We start from the raw sequence: 18,340 nt of genomic DNA on the forward strand, positions 1-18,340 counted from the left end.
CTTTCCATTATTGATTAGATACCCGAGCTATTCTTCCTTGCTCAAGATAAACTAGTAAAATTGAGATATCAGCTGGATTTACGCCTGATATACGAGATGCTTGTGCCATAGATAACGGTCTTACTTCTTTTAATTTTTGACGAGCTTCAGACGCTAATCCATTGATATCATCATAATCAATATTTTCTGGGATTTTCTTATTTTCCATTTTCTTTAATTTTTCAACTTGTTGCAAAGACTTTTCAATATAGCCTTCATATTTTGTTTGAATTTCCACTTGCTCTGCAACATCAGCATCTACTGGTTTCTCTGCTGGTACGAGCTGTGAAATATGTTCGTAGAGCATTTCTGGTCTTTTTAATAAGTCACTAGCACGAATACCATCTTTCAATTCACTTCCACCAACAGAAACAATTAAGTCTTGAGTCTCCTGATTCGGCTTAATAAAGATTGAAGCTAATCTTTCCTTTTCTGCTTCAATTGCTTGCTTCTTCTGTATGAATTTTTCAAATCTCTCATCGGCTATTAATCCTATTTCATGACCGACTTCTGTTAAACGTAAATCAGCATTATCATGTCTTAGTAGTAGACGATATTCTGCTCTTGATGTTAATAAGCGATAAGGCTCACTTGTTCCTTTTGTAACTAAATCATCAATAAGTACACCAATATAAGCATCTGATCGACTAAGTATTACTTCTTTTCGTCCTAATGCTTTTTGAGCAGCATTGATTCCAGCCATAAGTCCTTGACCAGCTGCTTCTTCATAGCCAGATGTTCCATTAATTTGCCCAGCTGTATATAATGATGTGATTTTTTTCGTCTCTAATGTTGGCCATAATTGCGTTGGAACAATTGCATCATATTCAATTGCATATCCAGCTCTCATCATTTGAACATTTTCAAGACCAGGAATTGTTTTTAAAATTTGCTGTTGAACATCTTCCGGTAAGCTAGTTGATAGACCTTGAACATATACTTCTTGTGTATTCCGGCCTTCAGGCTCTAAGAAAATTTGATGACGCGGCTTATCATTAAAACGAACAACCTTATCTTCAATCGATGGACAATAGCGCGGTCCTGTTCCTTTAATCATGCCAGAATACATTGGAGAGCGGTGTAAATTATTATCAATAATTTGATGTGTCTGCTCACTCGTATATGTTAACCAACATGGAAGCTGATCTGTTATATATTTGGTTGTTTCATAAGAAAATGCTCGTGGCACTTCATCACCAGGCTGAATCTCTGTTTTACTATAGTCAATCGAATGACTATTAACACGTGGAGGTGTACCTGTTTTGAAACGCACTAAATCAAAGCCTAACTCTTGTAAGTGTTCAGATAATTTAATAGAAGGTTGTTGATTATTTGGACCACTTGAGTACTTGAGGTCACCTAAGATAATTTCACCTCGTAAAAATGTCCCTGTAGTAATAACAACAGATTTTGCAGCATATTCTGCACCTGTTTGAGTAACAACACCCTTACAAACATCATCTTCAATTATTAAATGATCCACCATTCCTTGTAATAAGGTAAGGTTTTTTTCATTTTCCATTGTTTTTTTCATTTCATGTTGATAGGAAAATTTATCTGCTTGTGCACGAAGCGCTCTAACAGCAGGCCCTTTTCCTGTATTTAACATTCTCATTTGAATATGAGTTTTGTCGATATTTTTCCCCATCTCTCCACCTAAAGCATCAATTTCCCGAACAACGATCCCTTTAGCTGGACCTCCAACAGATGGATTACATGGCATGAAGGCTACCATATCTAAATTTATTGTTATGACCAATGTCTTTGCACCCATTCTTGCTGATGCTAATGCTGACTCACAGCCAGCATGACCTGCACCGACTACAATGACATCATAATCTCCTGCTTTATAAGACATTATTTACCTCCTTTTATCTCATATATTAATTTTAAAAGCTAGATTTTATATACAAAGCCTTTTTATTTTCCTAGGCAAAATTGTGAAAATAGCTGGTCAATTAAGCTTTCGTGTACTGCATCACCAATTATTTCACCTAATTGTTCCCAACAACGAGTTAAGTCTATTTGAACGATATCAATTGGAATTCCCGCTTCAATGCCTGTTAGTGCATCATCAATAGAAGTTTTAGCTGCAGTTAATAGTGCAATATGTCTTGAATTAGAGACATATGTTAAGTCACCGCTCTGGACATTACCTTGGAAAAATAAAGAGCTAATTGCTTCCTCTAATTCATCAATACCTTTTTCCTCTAATAATGAGGTTGTAACAACAGGTCTTCCATTAGCTAATTCATTCACCTGTTTAAGGTCAATATTCTTTTCTAGGTCTGTTTTATTTACTATGACAATGATATCCATGCCTTTAACAGCCTCGAACAATTTGATATCCTCTTGTGATAGGAGCTCATTATAATTAAGTACTAATAGAATTAGATCCGCTTCTTTTAAAACTTTCCTCGATCTCTCGACACCAATACGTTCTACTATATCTTCAGTTTCTCTAATACCAGCTGTATCGACTAATTTTAGAGGCACACCGCGAACATTAACATACTCTTCGATAACATCCCGAGTTGTTCCTGGAATATCTGTAACAATTGCTTTATTTTCATGTACCAAACTATTTAATAAAGAAGATTTCCCAACATTAGGTCTTCCGATAATAACTGTTGATAGACCTTCTCTTAATATTTTACCCTGTTGTGAGGTTTGTAACAGTTTATCAATTTCAGCTTTAACAAATGAGGCTTTTTCAATAAGCATATTATGTGTCATTTCTTCCACATCATCATACTCAGGATAATCAATATTCACCTCTACATGTGCTAATGTCTCTAATATTTCTTGTCGGAGCTTTTGCACAAGCTTCGAAAGCTTTCCTTCCATTTGACCTAATGCTACATTCATAGCTCGATCTGTTTTTGCCCGAATTAAATCCATTACTGCTTCAGCTTGAGATAAGTCAATACGTCCATTTAAAAATGCACGTTTAGTAAACTCACCTGGCTCAGCAAGTCTAGCTCCATTTTGTACGGCTAGTTGCAGCACTTTATTTACAGTAACCAAGCCACCATGACAATTTATTTCTACAACATTTTCTCTTGTGAAAGTTCTTGGACCTCTCATTAAAGAGACCATTACTTCCTCAACAATTTGACCTGTTGCTGGATCGATAATATGTCCGTAATGGATCGTATGGGAGTCAACCTCTTTGAGCCTCTTATTGGAAGGTGCCTTAAATAGTTTATCTGCAATTTCAATTGCTTCTTCGCCACTTAATCTGACAATTGCAATTGCTCCTTCCCCTAACGGCGTTGATATCGCTGTGATTGTATCTAACTCCATCTTTACGATCACCTCTCTTTTTTATATCTATATATTCATCAAATTACTTGACCAAAATTTAAAGATAGCACAATTTATTTTTATAAGAAAGTAAAATCATATTTGATTTATCCACAATGAGTTTCTACCTAGATTATTCCCTTTATTCATTTTAACTTATCCACATGTTAATAACAATATTTTACCTTATTAGCTTTTTTTCTTATCCCCAAATGAGAATATTGCAAGTAACCTATCTATTGGTGAAAAGCATAAGAATATAAAAATTAGGTTAATACACGAAGAATTTAGGGTATAAAAAAAGGGATGACTAGTAAGTAATAGTCATCCCTTTTTCTTCGGTGAAATAACCAAATGTCGATTTGGTTCCTCACCTACTGAATATGTTTTTAATTCTGGATATTTAGCTAAAGCAGCATGAATAATCTTTCGTTCATTTGAAGGCATTGGTTCAAGAGAAGCTTTATTTGATGTACGTTTAACCTGCTGTGCTAACCTTGCTGCAAGTAAAATAAGAGTTTCTTTTCTTCGTTCACGATAATTTTCTGCATCAATTATAATTTGCAAATAGTGATCTGAGTATCTGTTTGCGACTAATTGAGTTAAAAATTGTAGTGAATTTAAAGTTTGTCCTCTTTTTCCGATTAATACAGCCATATTATCGCCTGTGATTTGAAAAGTTGCCGTTTTGCCACTTTTCTTTACATCAATTTTAGCTTCAATTCCCATTTTTCGAATAACTTCAGATAAGAAAGCATGGGATTCTTTAACTGGATCTTGTTTAAGAACTACCTTTACAATTGCAGGTTTTTTGCCAAAAATCCCAAGAATTCCTTTTTTACCTTCTTCTAAAATCGTAATTTCAATTTCATCTTTTGTAGCTTGTAATGTTTTTAATGCTGCTTCTACTGCTTCTTCGACAGTATGTCCATTAGCAGTTACTTCTTTCACTTCTTCTTTCCTCCATCTTTTGGAGAAGATGCTGCAGCTTTTAACTCAGGACCTTTAACAAAATAGGTTTGGACAATCATGAATAAGTTACCTACTACCCAATACAATGATAAAGCTGCAGGGAAGCTAATCGCAAAAACTACGATCATGATAGGCATAATCCATAACATCATTGCCATTTGAGGATTTTGGTTAGCTGTTCCAGCCATCATCATCTTTTGTTGAACAAATGTTGTAACACCTGCAACAAGTGGAAGAATAAAGTATGGATCTCGTTCACCTAAATCAAACCATAAGAATGTGTGTTCAGCTATTTCTTCTGTTCTCATAATTGCATGATAAAAACCAATTAATATTGGCATCTGAACGATTAATGGGAAACATCCAGCAAGTGGGTTTACTCCATGCTTCTGAAAAAGTGCCATTGTTTCTTGTTGAAGCTTTTGTTGAGTTTGTTGATCTTTAGAACTATATTGTTCTTTAAGCTTTTGCATTTCTGGTTGAATAGCTTGCATTGCCTTAGAGCTTTTCGTTTGTTTAATCATTAACGGTAAAATGGCCAGACGAATAATAAGGGTTACTATAACAATAGCAATACCATAATTATCTCCTGTTATTTCTGCAAAGTATGTGATCAATTGGGATAAAGGATAAACAATATATTTATTCCAAAATCCTTCACTTTCAGATGTAATCGGTACATTTACCTCTGTACACCCAGTTAATAGGGTTAATACACTTATTAACCCTGCGATTAAAAGTATGCGCCTCTTCAAACCTTTTTGCCTCCTAACAAATTATTAATACCATTGAATGTGTATACGTACGTTAAAAGATAGAAAAAGTTCCACATAATTAATATCTTACCATTTTTATCTTTATAATTCTTTTATATGAACAAGTTTTCGCTAGAGTAATTTCAACAATTTTCAACAGTTATGATGACTGAAAAATTTTCGCTTTTCGAAACAAATGGTTTAAACTGCTCTTCACTTCATGATAATTCATTTGGGCAGCAGGTTTTCTTGCTATTATAATGAATTCTTTACCATGTACAAGCTTATCTTTTTCTTCTAGAAATACTTGTCGAATTAACCGCTTAACTTTATTTCTTGTCACAGCATTTCCTATCTTTTTACTTACAGACAAACCCACTCTAAATTCTTTTTCTTCTCTTTCACTATAGATATAAAGAACAAATTGTCTATTCGCAATTGATTTACCCTTTTTAAAAACCTTTTGAAAATCTTTATTCTTCTTAATTCGATATTTCCTTCTCATTCGTTTCACTCCGGTATGTTCTGTTTATTTCTAACAGAATTCTCACCTTCATTATGTCTGAAATAATTCTGATTTAAACTAGTCAAGATCTACCCCGACATAAAACATTTATGTATTAAATAGATTTCAATGAATTTCTCTTCTTTTCATTAAGACTCTGTTAAAAACTAAAATCACCATTCAGCTTTAATATAGCTTTGATTTAAGAAGCAATTTAATGAAATCTACTTAGTTGAAAAAAAAGACCACTGATTTGTCAGTGGCCTATGCTGATAATACTTTTCTTCCTCGGCGACGACGGCGAGCAAGAACTTTACGTCCATTAGCTGTGCTCATGCGGCTACGGAAACCATGAACTTTACTACGTTTGCGTTTATTTGGTTGATAAGTACGTTTCATATATGACACCTCCCTGAGGAATAACAGTTAAAGACAGTCCTACTAATTATAGTTACCTAACATAGGAATTGTCAACCACTGAAACGTTTTTATTAATAAAGGCTATTTAATTTGTCTTTTAAAAAAGCTGTTTTTGCAAACTTTGTTGCTTTTAAATATCCGAAGCAATCAGCACTGTATTAGGTATAGGGGCATCTTGTCTTCATAAAATGGTACCCTTATGGTGGAAAAACACTTTTTTCACTCCAATTGTTACATAGCAACAATCGTTCAGGAAAGAGCCTTAAAAAAACAGCATTTTTACATATTGCTGTTAATTTCCGTCACAGCAGGTTGCTTTCCCAGTGAGAAATATGAGCCTGTCCCTCTTTCTCATACTTTCTTACTTAAAATTTATTTATTCTTCTCAAACACAATGCTTTAAAAAACATTAAGCTCTTGCCTGGTTTTAATAAATTTGATCTTCTTCCGCTTCACAAAATTTCGTCATACCCTCCTTATTAATCACAAGTTGATTTTTGTCATATTCTTATTCCCTAAATTTAAAGATTTACCACTTTTTTCACCCTTATATCCCTGCTAATACATTTATAATTTTTTTACTTCCCACAAGAATCATTTTTTTATTACCTGATTTTAGGATCTATTTCTTCATAATTTTAGGATCTATTTCTTCATATTTTTCTGCCTTAAAAAGTACTTTTATGTACAACTCCACCCCCTGTGGATAAACTTTCGACACCATTCTGCAGTATCCACATATGTTATCGACAAGTTTTTCACAAGTTAGCTCATTGTGGACAATTTCTTTCAACAAAACAATAGTTATGTGGATAAGTTTGTAAAAACCGTTGCATCTATTGATTTATTTTGATATTATATTTGTGTTTTCACTCTTAATATTCTACTCATAATTTTTCTTTATCCACAACTTGTGGATAAGGTGTGGAAAGTTTATAAACAGCTTGTGTAAATTGTTGTCCACAACACGTGAGATTTGTCGAAAAGACGTTTTTCTACTATATTATATATTTATACACATTTCTTGGATTTTGTATGTTTATACAGGAGTATTCGCGTCTTGTACAAAGGTTATACATTCTATGAGACACTGTTGTAAAGGAGGGACAAAACACCTAATGGAGAACATATCCGAACTTTGGAATAAAGCTTTAGCAGAGATTGAAAAGAAAATTAGTAAACCAAGCTATGAAACTTGGCTTAAATCTACAAAAGCTCACACTATTCAAGGTGATACATTAACAATTACTGCTCCTAATGAATTTGCAAGAGATTGGTTAGAATCTCGATATTTACACTTAATTGCCGATACGATCTACCAGCTAACTGGTGAAGAGTTCGCGATAAAATTTATTATTCCGCAAAATCAAGCTGATGATGATTTTGTTCCAAATTCTCCAATCAAAAAAACGAATAAAAATGATGAGGAACAAACCGAATTACCTCAAAACATGCTAAATCCTAAGTATACATTTGATACATTTGTTATAGGTTCTGGTAATCGTTTTGCTCATGCTGCTTCTCTTGCTGTAGCCGAAGCACCTGCAAAAGCATACAATCCTCTATTTATTTATGGTGGAGTTGGATTAGGCAAAACACATTTAATGCACGCAATTGGGCATTATGTAATAGATCATAACCCTTCTGCAAAGGTCGTTTATTTATCATCAGAAAAGTTTACAAATGAGTTTATTAATTCAATACGAGATAACAAAGCTGTAGACTTTCGAAATAAATATAGAAGTGTTGATGTACTTTTGATAGATGATATTCAATTCCTGGCAGGAAAAGAACAAACTCAGGAAGAATTTTTCCATACTTTCAATACTCTGCATGAAGAGAGTAAGCAAATCGTTATCTCCAGTGATCGACCACCTAAAGAAATCCCTACTTTAGAAGATAGACTTCGTTCCAGGTTCGAATGGGGGTTAATAACAGATATTACTCCACCTGACCTTGAAACGAGAATTGCTATTTTACGTAAAAAAGCAAAAGCTGAAGGTCTTGATATTCCTAATGAAGTCATGCTTTATATTGCAAATCAAATTGATTCTAATATACGTGAATTAGAGGGTGCGTTAATTCGTGTTGTTGCCTATTCTTCACTTATTAATAAAGATATAAATGCTGATTTAGCAGCAGAGGCATTAAAGGATATTATTCCAAATTCAAAACCAAAGGTTATTTTAATAAGTGAAATTCAACGTATTGTTGGACAAGAGTTTCAAGTGAGATTAGAGGATTTCAAAGCTAAAAAACGAACTAAATCGGTTGCATTTCCGAGGCAGATTGCCATGTATTTATCGAGGGAATTAACTGATTCTTCTTTACCTAAAATAGGTGAAGAATTCGGAGGTCGTGATCATACGACGGTTATTCATGCTCATGAGAAAATTTCTAAAATGCTCCAAAATGATGAATTATTACAAAAACAGCTTAAAGATATTACCGGACTTTTGAGAGGATCATAGAATTTACTAAAACTGAATTATGTGAATAACTGGTGCAAACATATACACAGTCTGTCCACATGTGGATAGGCTGTGTTTCCTTTCGTTTAGGACGGTTATCCACATTTCCACAGGCCCTATTACTACTTCTACTATATTTTTTATAATAAATAATATAACTATAACCAGAAAATTTCATGGAAATCATTTGATCATAGAGTTAAAAATATTGGTTAAGCATAAGGAGGAAAATCATTTATGAAATTCGTTATTCAAAAAGATAAATTAGTCCAAAGTGTTCAAGATGTAATGAAGGCTGTTTCATCTAGAACAACTATTCCAATATTGACAGGTATAAAAATTGTTGCACATTCTGAAGGAGTAACCTTAACAGGTAGTGACTCTGATATTTCTATAGAGTCCTTTATCCCTAGTGAAGAAGATGACAAAGAAAACGTAGAAGTGATTCAAGCTGGTAGTGTTGTATTACAAGCAAAGTTTTTCAGTGAAATCGTTAAAAAGCTACCAAAAGATATCGTAGAAATTGAAGTAGGAAATCATCATTCAACAACAATTCGTTCAGGTAAAGCCGAATTTAGTTTAAACGGCTTGGATGCAGAAGAATATCCTCACCTCCCACAAATTGAGGAAGAAAATATATTTAAAATACCAACAGATCTATTAAAAGCTATGGTTCGCCAAACTGTTTTTGCTGTGTCTACCTCAGAAACGCGACCAATATTAACAGGTGTAAACTGGAAATTAGAAAATGGTGAACTAATTTGTATTGCTACTGATAGCCATCGCTTAGCTTTAAGAAAAGCAATGATTGATTCAGAAAATCTCGAAACCTACAATGTCGTTATTCCAGGTAAAAGTTTAAGTGAATTAAGTAAGATCCTTGATGATACAAACGAATTAATTGAGATCGTCATTACTGAAAATCAAGTATTATTCAAAGCGAAAAACCTATTATTTTTCTCTAGATTATTAGACGGCAATTATCCAGACACATCTAGACTTATTCCAGCTGATAGCAAAACAAATTTAACTTTAAATTCTAAAGACTTCTTACAAGCTATCGATCGTGCTTCATTATTAGCGAAAGAAGCACGAAATAATGTTGTAAAACTTTCAACCTTTACAGATGGATTAATTGAGATTTCTTCTAATTCACCTGAAATCGGAAAAGTTAGTGAAGAGATTCAAGCTGAAGAAGTTCAAGGAGAAGAATTAAAAATTTCCTTTAGTGCAAAATATGTAATGGATGCATTAAAAGCTCTCGAAGGAACAGAAATAAATGTTAACTTCACTGGTGCAATGAGACCATTTGTAATTAAAACAACAAATGATGATTCTATGCTACAGCTCATTCTTCCAGTTCGAACTTATTAAAAAAATTCATATAAGAGGTTGGCGTATAGGTCAGCCTCTTTTCTATTTCATAAAATCTAAATTTAAAAATTCCCCAGAAAATAGTACATCCTTTCTAGCACTGAGGTAAAAAATATAATAGATCTCCTCTCCCCTCACCGTTGAAAGTAAATATAAAAACTTAAAATCTGATTTTCCTGAAAAAGGATGTATGGGCACAAAGGACTAACGTAGAGTTGAAAGTTACTTTTGTGTATTTATGGAGTGGACACTAATAAGAAACTTGTGCTGTTGTACTTTATCGATGTTTTTTAGTAAAATATAAAGTTAGAGACTACTGAAGGAAGGTGGTTCGCTATGGCAAAGCCAGTAATGATTGATTCAGAGTACATAACACTTGGGCAATTTCTGAAATTAGCAGATGTTATCCAATCAGGTGGAATGGCAAAATGGTTTTTATCAGAGTATGAAATCTTTGTGAATAATGAGCCTGAAAATCGTCGTGGTAAGAAGCTACGGAATGGCGATATGGTTTATATTCCTGATTTCGGCACTTATATAGTGAAAAATTAAAGTTGGTGTACAAAATTTGTTTATTAAAGAGCTGAAATTGAAAAATTACCGAAATTATGAAGATTTAACCATTCAGTTTGCAAATAAAGTGAATGTGATCCTTGGAGAAAATGCTCAGGGGAAAACGAACGTAATGGAATCAATCTATGTTCTAGCCATGGCGAAGTCACATCGAACGTCAAATGATAAAGAACTTATATACTGGGATAAAGAATATGCTAAAATAGAGGGTAGTGTAGAAAAACATAACCGATCTGCAGAAATGCAATTAGTTATCTCGAAAAAAGGTAAAAAGGCTAAGTTAAATCATATTGAACAAGAAAAGTTGAGCCAATATGTTGGAGCAATGAATGTGATTATGTTCGCACCTGAAGATCTAAGCCTTGTAAAAGGGAGTCCTCAGGTTAGAAGAAGATTTATTGACATGGAGATTGGTCAAGTGTCAGCTGTTTATCTTCATGATTTAAGTCGCTATCAAAAGATTATGCAGCAAAGAAATCACTATTTAAAACTTCTACAGCTACGAAAGCAAACAGATCGAACGATGCTTGATGTATTGACGGCACAGTTAAGCGAAGCGGCTGCAAAGATTATTATAAAGAGATTACGTTTTATTTCAGAACTTGAAAAATGGGCACAACCAGTACACTCTGGAATAAGTAGAGGCTTAGAGGTTTTGACAATAAAATATAAACCATCCTTAGATGTATCAGAAGACTATGATTTGTCGAAAATGATAGAAGTATTTGAGGAGAAGTTTTCTAGTGTAAAAGAAAAAGAAATTGAACGTGGTGCAACACTCGTTGGTCCTCATCGTGATGATTTACTATTTTTTGTTAATAATCATGATGTTCAAACCTATGGATCACAAGGTCAACAAAGAACAACCGCCCTATCACTTAAATTAGCTGAAATTGATTTGATTTATAATGAGATTGGTGAATATCCGATTCTTTTACTAGATGATGTTTTATCAGAATTAGATGATTACAGACAATCACATTTGTTAAATACAATCCAAGGCAAGGTGCAAACATTTGTAACAACAACAAGTGTTGAAGGTATTGATCACCAAACCTTAAGAGAAGCAGCTACATTTCATGTACAGGCAGGAGAGCTTTCAGACGATAAATGAGGTGATTTTAATTGTATATTCATTTAGGTGACAATTTCGTTGTTCCTTCAAAAGAAGTTGTTATGATATTAGATCGGCAATCATCACTTGAATCACCGATTGTTGATGAATTCTTCACTAAGCAACAGGATAAAATTGTTGAACTCTCAAGTGGGGATGCAAAATCAATTATTGTAACGTTTGATAAAATTTATTTTTCACCATTATCGTCAGGTACTTTAAAAAAACGAGCAGAGATTGCACTTGATATAGATTTATAATATAAATTTTAAAAATTAAATTATCGTAAGGTAAGTGAATAAAAGATACTTAAGATTAGATGATTTAAAAAAGAAAGCTTTAGGAAAAGTGTAGGTGAATCAGTGTGACGATGGAAGAGAACCAAGTCCAGCAACAATCATATGATGAAAACCAGATTCAAGTTCTTGAAGGTCTTGAAGCTGTACGTAAACGACCTGGAATGTATATAGGATCAACTAGTGCAAAAGGTCTTCATCACTTAGTTTGGGAAATTGTTGATAATAGTATTGATGAGGCTCTAGCAGGCCACTGTGATGAAATAAATGTGATTATTGAAGAAGATAATAGCATTACCGTTAAAGATAATGGTCGTGGAATACCAGTAGGGATTCATGAAAAAATGGGACGTCCTGCAGTTGAAGTAATTATGACTGTTCTTCATGCTGGAGGAAAATTTGGTGGCGGTGGATATAAAGTTTCAGGTGGTCTTCATGGTGTTGGAGCATCTGTTGTTAATGCACTTTCAACTGTATTAGATGTTACAGTTCATCGTGAAGGAAAAGTTCACTTCCAAAAGTTCCATAAAGGTGTGCCTGCAGCTGATTTAGAGGTAATCGGTGAATCAGATACGACTGGTACAATCACCCACTTTAAACCAGATGAAGAAATCTTTAAAGAAACAATTGAATATGATTTTGAAACACTTGCAAATCGTATTAGAGAATTAGCATTCCTTAATCGTGGTTTGAAAATAACAATTGAAGATAAACGAGAAGAAAACCGTCAAAAGGAATTTTATTACGAAGGCGGTATTAAATCATATGTAGAGCATTTAAATCGAACACGTGAAGTTATCCATGATGAGCCTGTTTATATCGAGGGTGAAAAGGATGGAATAACAACAGAAGTAGCGATTCAATACAATGATAGCTATACAAGTAATATCTATTCTTTCGCTAATAATATTCACACCTATGAAGGTGGAACTCATGAAGCTGGTTTTAAATCTGCTTTGACTCGAGTTATTAATGATTATGCTCGTAAAAATAAAATCTTTAAAGAAAACGATGATAATCTATCAGGTGAAGATGTACGTGAAGGAATCACAGCAATCATCTCTATCAAACATCCAGATCCTCAATTCGAAGGTCAAACAAAAACAAAGCTAGGAAACTCAGAGGTTCGAACTGTTACTGACTCGGTCTTTTCTGAGGCTTTTGACAAATTTCTTTTAGAAAATCCTTCAACAGCTAAAAAGATTGTTGAAAAAGGATTAATGGCAGCAAGAGCTAGACTTGCAGCTAAAAAAGCTCGTGAGCTTACTAGAAGAAAGAGTGCTCTAGAAATTTCAAACCTTCCAGGTAAATTAGCGGACTGTTCATCTAAGGATCCTTCCATAAGTGAAATTTATGTAGTTGAGGGTGACTCTGCAGGTGGTTCTGCTAAACAAGGAAGAGATCGTCATTTCCAAGCAATATTGCCACTGAGAGGTAAAATCATTAATGTTGAAAAGGCGAGACTTGATAAAATTCTATCTAATAACGAAATAAGAGCGATCATCACTGCATTAGGTACAGGTATTGGTGAAGATTTTGATATTGCAAAGGCTCGTTATCATAAAGTTGTCATTATGACTGATGCCGATGTTGATGGTGCACATATCAGAACATTACTTCTAACCTTCTTCTATCGTTATATGAGAGAAATTATTGAAAAAGGATATATCTATATTGCACAACCACCTCTTTACAAGATACAACAAGGAAAACGTATTGAATATGCATACAACGATCGTCAACTTGAAACATTCCTTGCTGAATTGCCTTCACAGCCAAAGCCGGGAATTCAACGTTATAAAGGTTTAGGAGAGATGAATCCTGTACAACTTTGGGAAACAACTATGAATCCTGAAACAAGAACGCTATTACAAGTAACATTAGAAGATGCAATTGAAGCTGATGAAACTTTTGATACCTTAATGGGTGACAAAGTTGAGCCTAGACGTAACTTTATCGAAGCAAATGCACAATATGTAAAGAATTTGGATATTTAATCATAATTTTTGCGTAAGCATTTGAAATGAACAAAATTTATCATAAGCAACACCTCATTACACGGTGAGGTGTTTTTTCTCATAAGATTAATAATCATTCACTTGATTATCGTGCTAAAAATAGTGTTTCTCGCGCTCTCTAGTAATATTCTAGGAAATAGATGTGTAATTCGTTGTAAATATTGCTATAATGAAGAGTAGACTATTAGAATTTATAATACTCAATTGGGCAGGAATTAATTACTTTTATATAGGCTCTTTTCTGAAGGTTAGTTATTAGACAAAAGTTATAAGAGGTAAATGTTATATTTATCTCTTAATAGGTACTAATCTTGAAGAAAAGATGCCACCAAGCTATATATTGTGCTGTTTTCTTAGAGTTGTTAAAGCAACAAAGTTTATGAAATCAGCCTTTATATAAAATCATTTACCTCTTCCAATTTAAAATACATAAAGGAATAAGGGAGGTTGTTATAGTATGGCAGAAAATCAAAACTCACATGTTATAGGTAGAAATATTAGTAATGAAATGCGTGAATCTTTTTTAGGTTATGCAATGAGTGTTATTGTTTCACGTGCTTTACCAGATGTTCGCGATGGTTTAAAACCAGTACATCGAAGAATTCTTTATGCAATGAATGATTTAGGAATGACTTCAGATAAACCTTTTAAAAAGTCAGCACGTATCGTTGGAGAAGTTATCGGTAAGTATCATCCACATGGAGATTCAGCAGTATATGAAACAATGGTTCGTATGGCTCAAGACTTTAACTTCCGTTACATGCTAGTTGATGGTCATGGAAACTTTGGTTCTGTTGATGGTGACTCAGCTGCAGCAATGCGTTATACAGAAGCTAGAATGTCAAAAATCTCAATGGAGTTAATTCGTGATATTAACAAAGATACGATTAATTACCAAGATAACTATGATGGATCAGAAAGAGAACCGGTTGTATTACCAGCTAGATTTCCTAATCTACTAGTAAATGGAGCGACAGGAATTGCAGTTGGTATGGCGACAAACATCCCTCCTCATCAGCTTGGAGAAGTTATTGATGGTGTACTAGCTATTAGTAAAGATCCTGAAATAACAATTCCTGAATTAATGGAAATCATTCCAGGACCTGATTTCCCAACAGCAGGACAAATTATAGGTAGAAGTGGGATTAGGAAAGCTTATGAAACAGGTCGTGGATCAATTACGATTCGTGCGAAGGTAGAAATTGAAGAAAAGCCTTCTGGTAAGCAGGTTATTATTGTTAAAGAATTACCATATCAAGTTAATAAAGCAAAGCTTGTTGAGAAAATCGCTGAGCTTGTTCGAGATAAAAAAATCGAAGGTATTACAGACCTGCGAGATGAGTCAGATCGTAACGGGATGCGAGTAGTTATAGAAGTTCGTAAAGATGCAAATGCTAATGTACTTTTAAACAATCTTTATAAGCAAACAGCTCTACAAACTAGCTTTGGTATTAATATGCTTTCTTTAGTTGATGGACATCCAAAGGTTCTTAATTTAAAGCAGATGCTTTATTATTATTTAGAGCACCAGAAGGTTGTTATTAAACGAAGAACAGCATTTGAATTAAGAAAAGCTGAGGCAAGAGCTCATATCTTAGAAGGATTAAGAATTGCTCTTGATCATTTAGATGCAGTTATTGCTCTTATTCGTAGCTCACAAACTACTGAAATAGCTCGTAACGGATTAATGGAGCAGTTCTCATTAAGTGAAAAGCAGGCACAAGCTATTCTAGATATGAGATTACAAAGATTAACTGGTTTAGAAAGAGAAAAGATTGAAGAAGAATATCAATCTTTAGTTAAGTTAATTGCTGAATTAAAAGCTATTTTAGCGGATGAAGAGAAAGTATTAGAAATTATCCGTGAAGAACTTCTCGAAATTAAAGAACGTTTCAATGATGAGCGTCGTACTGAAATAGTTGCCGGCGGTCTTGAAAATATCGAAGACGAAGATTTGATTCCTGTCGAAAATATCGTTATTACATTAACTCATAATGGATATATTAAGCGCCTACCAGTATCAACGTACCGCAGTCAAAAGCGTGGTGGTAGAGGAATTCAAGGAATGGGCACAAATGACGATGATTTCGTTGAACAACTTTTAACAACATCTACTCATGATACAATTCTTTTCTTTACTAACAAAGGGAAAGTATATCGTGCAAAAGGTTATGAAATTCCTGAGTATAGTAGAACTGCTAAAGGACTTCCGATTATTAACCTACTGAGTGTTGAAAAAGGCGAATGGGTAAATGCAATTATCCCTGTTTCTGAATTTGTGGATGATTGGTATTTATTCTTTACTACAAAAGAAGGTATATCTAAACGTTCACCTTTATCACAATTTGCTAATATTAGAAATAACGGTTTAATTGCAGTAAATCTTCGTGAAGAAGATGAATTGATATCAGTTAAATTAACTGATGGATCTAAAGATATGGTTATCGGAACGAAACAAGGAATGTTGATTAGATTCCATGAAACAGACGTTCGTTCAATGGGACGAACTGCTACTGGTGTTAAAGGGATTTCCTTAGATGCAGACGATGAAGTTGTAGGTATGGAAATTTTAGAAGAAGGTGTAGATGTTTTAATCGTTACAAGTAAAGGTTATGGAAAACGTACCCCTTCAGGAGAATATCGCGTACAAAGCCGAGGTGGAAAAGGCTTAAAAACATGTAATATTACTGATAAAAATGGTTCAGTCGTTTCTGTTAAAGCAGCTACTGGTGAAGAAGATTTAATGCTTATTACAGAAAGTGGCGTTCTGATCCGTATGGATGTTGATACAATTTCAACTATGGGACGTAACACTCAAGGTGTAAAACTAATTAGACTTGATGAAAATGTTGTTGTTTCAACGGTCGCATTAGTAGAAAAAGAAGAGATAGAAAAAACAGATGAAACTGAAGACTTAGATCAAGAGTTCGTAGAACAAACTGAAAATAGTAGCGAAGCTCCAGTCGAGGAAACAAAAGAAATTAATGATGACTCACAAGGAGACGAATAACATAAGAAGGGCTGATACAATTAGTATCAGCTCTTTTTTTCTGAAAAATTGTATTCTACCTTAGCTTTAAACAAGGAAATAAAGGTTGAAACTTATAAAAAAGGAAATAGTTCAAAAAATAAATAAACAACATGAAACGAATTAGCTATAATGTGATTAGGAGGGGTTCCTTTGAAGATCCATATTAACCAATTGCAAGAAGGTCATATTTTATCTAAAGATCTCATTTCAGCTACTAAAAAACCACTTGCCTATAAAAAAACAGTAGTTACACAGAGTATCAAAGAAGCATTTCAAGCCTTTTTAATAAAAGAAGTTGATGTAGAGGAATATACAGATCAAGAAAGTAGAATTGTAAACTCGGATGCTAATGATGAGGTTGAAGCTGTAGAGCAAGGAGATTTATTACCAAACTTTTATCAAGTATATCTAGATGCAGTTCAATCTTATAAACATATTTTTAACAGTTGGCAATCAGGAGTTTTAATAGATATAGGAAAAGTAAGGCAAATCATCATACCTTTAGTTAAAAAATCTCAAGATCATGAAGATGAGATATTAAAGCTCTATCATTATTGTAAACAAGAAGAATATATTTACCATCACTCAATATCGGTAGCTCTACTTAGTGCCTTTCTAGCAAAAAGGTTAGGATATATGCAAGGTGACATTAACCAAATTGCTTTAACTGGCCTATTATGTGATTGTGGTATGGCTAAAGTTTCACCTTCAATTATCCAGAAAAGCGTAACATTAACTGAGACTGAATATCATGATATCAAACAACACCCTGTGCATAGTTATAATTTATTAAAAAATGTTATGTCTATCAAAGAGGGAGTAAAACTCGGGGTTCTTCAGCATCATGAAAGAATTGATGGTAGTGGCTATCCTCTTGGAGTAAAAGGTGAACAATTAAATCCATATAGTAAGATTGTTGCTTTAGCAGACACATATCAAGCAATGGTAGCTGTGAGACCTTATAGAAGTAAACAATCCCCATTTAAGGTATTCGAACAGATGATGCAAGATGAATTCGGGAAATTTGATATCAAAGTTTTAAATGCTTTGAAACAAGCACTAATCAAATTTTCTGCAGGGACAAAGGTAAGACTGTCTGATGGTTTTGAAGCTGAAATTGTCTTTGTTGATGAGAAATATCCAACAAGACCATTGGTTAAATATGATCACTCTGAAGAGATTATTATTCTTAAGGATAGAAATGATCTTTTTATCGAAGAACTTTTATAAAAAATACTCTGATTGTGTTGACTCCCTATAGTTAAGTTGATATACTCTTAAAAGTCAGCCAATCAGGGAATGAGTTTTTTATTTTTATTATCTTTAATGAAGAGTTTATCTAAAAAAACCTTGACCTGTTAAAATGGTTTATGATATATTAATTGAGTCGCCTTTGGGTGATGAAAGTTCTTTGAAAACTAAACAAAACCAAGCGTGCCAACGTTAATTTCGATTAACAAAAATGT

At 33.7% G+C, this 18,340-nt stretch carries 14 protein-coding genes; 8 read left to right on the forward strand and 6 right to left on the reverse strand.

Annotation, left to right across the window (positions count from 1 at the left end; genetic code table 11):
* Window positions 1-7 precede the first annotated feature (7 nt).
* The 6 genes from mnmG to rpmH all read right to left on the reverse strand — a co-directional run bounded on the left by mnmG (window position 8) and on the right by rpmH (window position 5,976).
* Window positions 8-1,897, reverse strand: coding sequence for a tRNA uridine-5-carboxymethylaminomethyl(34) synthesis enzyme MnmG (gene mnmG / locus FS935_RS17255; protein ID WP_146949889.1), 1,890 nt, complete (start codon window positions 1,895-1,897; stop codon window positions 8-10).
* Between the two features lie 62 nt (window positions 1,898-1,959).
* A complete protein-coding gene (gene mnmE / locus FS935_RS17260) occupies window positions 1,960-3,345 on the reverse strand; it encodes a tRNA uridine-5-carboxymethylaminomethyl(34) synthesis GTPase MnmE (RefSeq protein WP_146949890.1) in 1,386 nt (461 codons plus the stop codon).
* 324 nt (window positions 3,346-3,669) lie between these two features.
* Window positions 3,670-4,296 carry an RNA-binding cell elongation regulator Jag/EloR gene (gene jag, locus FS935_RS17265; protein ID WP_146949891.1) on the reverse strand — a complete coding sequence of 209 codons (627 nt, stop codon included), beginning with the start codon at window positions 4,294-4,296 and terminating at the stop codon, window positions 3,670-3,672.
* Window positions 4,293-5,072: a YidC family membrane integrase SpoIIIJ gene (spoIIIJ, locus tag FS935_RS17270; protein ID WP_146949892.1), complete on the reverse strand. Its 780-nt coding sequence runs from the start codon at window positions 5,070-5,072 to the stop codon at window positions 4,293-4,295. Before spoIIIJ ends, jag begins: the two co-directional genes overlap by 4 nt.
* 160 nt (window positions 5,073-5,232) lie before the next feature.
* Entirely contained in the window at window positions 5,233-5,577 is a 345-nt protein-coding gene (rnpA, locus tag FS935_RS17275; protein ID WP_146949893.1) for a ribonuclease P protein component, read from the reverse strand.
* 264 nt (window positions 5,578-5,841) lie between these two features.
* Complete coding sequence (rpmH, locus tag FS935_RS17280) at window positions 5,842-5,976, reverse strand: 50S ribosomal protein L34 (RefSeq protein ID WP_026561635.1); 135 nt, start codon at window positions 5,974-5,976, stop codon at window positions 5,842-5,844.
* Window positions 5,977-7,115: 1,139 nt separating this feature from the next.
* Between rpmH and dnaA the strand changes: the two genes are divergently transcribed.
* The 8 genes from dnaA to FS935_RS17320 all read left to right on the forward strand — a co-directional run bounded on the left by dnaA (window position 7,116) and on the right by FS935_RS17320 (window position 18,104).
* On the forward strand, window positions 7,116-8,468 hold the full coding sequence (dnaA, locus tag FS935_RS17285; protein ID WP_146949894.1) for a chromosomal replication initiator protein DnaA: 1,353 nt from the start codon (window positions 7,116-7,118) through the stop codon (window positions 8,466-8,468).
* A 237-nt stretch (window positions 8,469-8,705) separates the two neighbouring features.
* Window positions 8,706-9,842, forward strand: coding sequence for a DNA polymerase III subunit beta (gene dnaN / locus FS935_RS17290; RefSeq protein WP_146949895.1), 1,137 nt, complete (start codon window positions 8,706-8,708; stop codon window positions 9,840-9,842).
* A 336-nt stretch (window positions 9,843-10,178) separates the two neighbouring features.
* Window positions 10,179-10,394, forward strand: coding sequence for a ribosome maturation protein RlbA (gene rlbA / locus FS935_RS17295; RefSeq protein ID WP_146949896.1), 216 nt, complete (start codon window positions 10,179-10,181; stop codon window positions 10,392-10,394).
* A 16-nt stretch (window positions 10,395-10,410) separates the two neighbouring features.
* Entirely contained in the window at window positions 10,411-11,529 is a 1,119-nt protein-coding gene (gene recF / locus FS935_RS17300) for a DNA replication/repair protein RecF (protein ID WP_146949897.1), read from the forward strand.
* Window positions 11,530-11,540: 11 nt separating this feature from the next.
* Window positions 11,541-11,789, forward strand: a complete 249-nt coding sequence (gene remB, locus FS935_RS17305) for an extracellular matrix regulator RemB (protein ID WP_146949898.1) — start codon at window positions 11,541-11,543, stop codon at window positions 11,787-11,789.
* Between the two features lie 110 nt (window positions 11,790-11,899).
* Complete coding sequence (gene gyrB / locus FS935_RS17310) at window positions 11,900-13,822, forward strand: DNA topoisomerase (ATP-hydrolyzing) subunit B (RefSeq protein ID WP_146949899.1); 1,923 nt, start codon at window positions 11,900-11,902, stop codon at window positions 13,820-13,822.
* A 478-nt stretch (window positions 13,823-14,300) separates the two neighbouring features.
* Entirely contained in the window at window positions 14,301-16,853 is a 2,553-nt protein-coding gene (gyrA, locus tag FS935_RS17315; protein ID WP_146949900.1) for a DNA gyrase subunit A, read from the forward strand.
* A gap of 171 nt (window positions 16,854-17,024) precedes the next feature.
* The gene (locus tag FS935_RS17320) at window positions 17,025-18,104 is read left to right on the forward strand and encodes an HD-GYP domain-containing protein (RefSeq protein WP_146949901.1); all 1,080 of its coding nucleotides are present in this window, start codon (window positions 17,025-17,027) and stop codon (window positions 18,102-18,104) included.
* Window positions 18,105-18,340: the final 236 nt, after the last annotated feature.

The sequence above is a fragment of the Metabacillus litoralis genome (genome assembly GCF_007994985.1).
GTDB classification, from domain to species: domain Bacteria; phylum Bacillota; class Bacilli; order Bacillales; family Bacillaceae; genus Metabacillus; species Metabacillus litoralis.

Excerpts from the sequence above, each read along its gene's own strand:
- mnmG (WP_146949889.1), bottom strand. The coding sequence starts at position 1,897 with ATGTCTTATAAAGCAGGAGATTATGATGTCATTGTAGTCGGTGCAGGT.
- mnmE (WP_146949890.1), bottom strand. The coding sequence starts at position 3,345 with ATGGAGTTAGATACAATCACAGCGATATCAACGCCGTTAGGGGAAGGA.
- rnpA (WP_146949893.1), bottom strand. The coding sequence starts at position 5,577 with ATGAGAAGGAAATATCGAATTAAGAAGAATAAAGATTTTCAAAAGGTT.
- rpmH (WP_026561635.1), bottom strand. The coding sequence starts at position 5,976 with ATGAAACGTACTTATCAACCAAATAAACGCAAACGTAGTAAAGTTCAT.
- dnaA (WP_146949894.1), top strand. The coding sequence starts at position 7,116 with ATGGAGAACATATCCGAACTTTGGAATAAAGCTTTAGCAGAGATTGAA.
- dnaN (WP_146949895.1), top strand. The coding sequence starts at position 8,706 with ATGAAATTCGTTATTCAAAAAGATAAATTAGTCCAAAGTGTTCAAGAT.
- rlbA (WP_146949896.1), top strand. The coding sequence starts at position 10,179 with ATGGCAAAGCCAGTAATGATTGATTCAGAGTACATAACACTTGGGCAA.
- gyrB (WP_146949899.1), top strand. The coding sequence starts at position 11,900 with ATGGAAGAGAACCAAGTCCAGCAACAATCATATGATGAAAACCAGATT.
- gyrA (WP_146949900.1), top strand. The coding sequence starts at position 14,301 with ATGGCAGAAAATCAAAACTCACATGTTATAGGTAGAAATATTAGTAAT.